Here is a 2,198-nt window from a genome sequence, read left to right on the forward strand (position 1 = left end):
CGGTGTCGACCCGACCAAACCAAGATGATCAAATACCAGAACATGACGACCAGGCCGAGTTGATCAACCCTCATGTGCGGAATGCCCGGCTAGCCCGGTCACCGTGATGATGACGCCGGATTCTTCCTCTACCTCCCGCACTACGGCGTCCAGCGCGGACTCCCCGACGTTGACCTTTCCGCCGGGTAGCTCCCAGTTGCGGGTATCGATGCGCTGCACGAGCAGGATCCGGCGGCGAATGTCGCGTACGACGGCGAACGAGGTGGGTGCCAGTGAGTTGGCCAAGGGGGCGTTCGGGTCGTGGTAGTACTCCGATTGCCGTGGCACGCCAATAAGAGTAGGCAGCCTGGCGGGTGCAACGCCCGCCGAAAGGGTTCGGGCGCGACCAGCCGGGTTCGGTGGTCAGATCATCCCTAGGCCAATTCCGGCGCTGATCGCGAGGAGGACGATTCCTGCGAGTAGTTCGCTGTGTTTGCTGAGGCGTTGACCGAATCGGGCGTTGAGATGCGCTCCGAGTTCCAGACCGAGCAGCGACAGAGCCACGCTTGCGGTGCCGATGATGATGGCCACCAGGACGATAGCGGTGTGATAGGTGCCCAGGGCGAAGCCGATGATCAGGTTGTCGATGCTGAGGGCGGCCCCGACGAGGCAAAGCTGAGGCAGTCCCCACGTGTGGAGCTCGGTCCTTCCCGGATTGGATCGTGCACGCACCGCCGAGATGACGGTGTAGATCCCGGTGAGGCCCAGCAGGATCGCGCCGGCAGTGGTCGTGATGCCGCCGAAGCGAAGTACGGCCTGCTGACCCAGCGCGAGGCCCAGCAGTGGCATCGCTGTCTCGAAGAACCCGAACACACACGCGACCTTTAGCCGCAGTCGTGCGTCGACGCCCAGCAGGCCGAGGGCGATCGCCGTTGCGAAGTTGCCGAGCCCCGGCGACAAGGCGGCGACGGTCAGTCCCACCAGCGACAGCACGGCGCTCACCGTAGCGACGACAGCGCCGAGGCGCAGACCATAGCCGCGTCGATGTCTTTAGCCCGCAAGAGAACATGATTCCAACACTGCTGGGGCCGCGCGGGTGTAGGGCTGTTTCGAGGTTCGCTTTTCGTTTGCCGGTTCTACGCTCGGACTCACCACGGTATCTGTGGGCGCGCGGGAGGTAGTCGTGGCTAGGACAGCGCAGAACGCAACGCCTGGGGAGGACGCGGCCCGCGTGGTGCGGGATGGTTGGGTGCTCGAATGGCCGGTTGTGGAGGCGACGGGCGCGGGGGTGCCAGGGGCGTCGGGCGGCTGCGTGTCGAGCGGTTGAGGTGTTCGATGCTGCGTAGCTTGGGCGCGTTGGCCTCGCAGATCGTGGCGCCGGTGGCGGCCGCCGCGAGGAGCATCGCGGGCTTGGGGAGCGGGCGGCGGGCTTGGGCGTCGGATGGGCGTGCGCATGTAGAGGTGCGCGGTGTTCACCAGCCGGGGACTGAGGAAGCCGGCGAGCGGATCGTCCGGCGACTGGAGAAGGTGCCGGGCGTTGCCTGGGTCGAGATCAACGCCGCCGTGGGGCGGGTGGTCATCGGGCACGATCCGGACCTGGTTGGGATCGCCGGGCTGGTGGGCGCGGTGGAGGACGCCGAGGCGGAAACGGGGCTGGACGAGGAACCGTTCGCCACGGTCAGCGCCGACCATCCGGACAATGCGGTCAAGGTGTTCGCCGAGGTGGCGATGCTGGGCGCGAATCTGGCCGGCGCTGCGATCACGATGGGGGCCGAACTGCTGCCCTTGCCCGCGTTGCCGCCGTCTGTTCCGGCACTGGTGTCGACCGGTGAGTCGGTCTCCCGGGTCCGGGGACCGCTGGAAACGCGGCTGGGCAAGACGGCCACCGATGTGCTGTTCGGGATCGGCAGCGCGGTGGCGAACACGCTTGCGCAGCGCCGGTCGAGCTTGCTGGCGGAATCGGCGTACCGGTTTTTTCTGTTGCGGGAGACCCAGGCCGCGCAGCGTAGCTGGGCCCGGTGGGAAGCCGGCACCGGCACGCATCCCGCCAGTCACCGCAGTAAGCCGGTGGCGGTCGTGGCGCGCCCTGTGCCGTTGCCCGATGGCCCGGTCGAGCGCGCCGCGAACGGTTCGGCTTTCGCTGGGTTGGTGGCGTTCGCGGGCATGCTCGGGATGACGCGGAGCTTTCAGCGTGCGCAGGCAATGGTGGTCGCGGGTGC

Annotated in this window: 3 protein-coding genes; 1 reads left to right on the forward strand and 2 read right to left on the reverse strand. The window is 67.4% G+C overall.

Going from position 1 to position 2,198, the window contains the following annotated elements; genetic code table 11:
* Positions 1-63 precede the first annotated feature (63 nt).
* Positions 64-327 (reverse strand): NUDIX hydrolase, encoded by a 264-nt coding sequence (locus tag ACWDKQ_RS35835; RefSeq protein ID WP_450143183.1) that lies wholly within the window; start codon positions 325-327, stop codon positions 64-66.
* Between the two features lie 75 nt (positions 328-402).
* Positions 403-981 carry a manganese efflux pump MntP gene (locus ACWDKQ_RS35840; protein WP_450143184.1) on the reverse strand — a complete coding sequence of 193 codons (579 nt, stop codon included), beginning with the start codon at positions 979-981 and terminating at the stop codon, positions 403-405.
* Between the two features lie 333 nt (positions 982-1,314).
* Here ACWDKQ_RS35840 and ACWDKQ_RS35845 point away from each other — a divergent pair.
* Positions 1,315-2,198, forward strand: an 884-nt coding sequence (locus tag ACWDKQ_RS35845) for a heavy-metal-associated domain-containing protein (RefSeq protein WP_450143185.1), incomplete at its 3' end; no start/stop codon positions are given.

The sequence above is a fragment of the Saccharopolyspora sp. NPDC000995 genome (assembly GCF_053599315.1).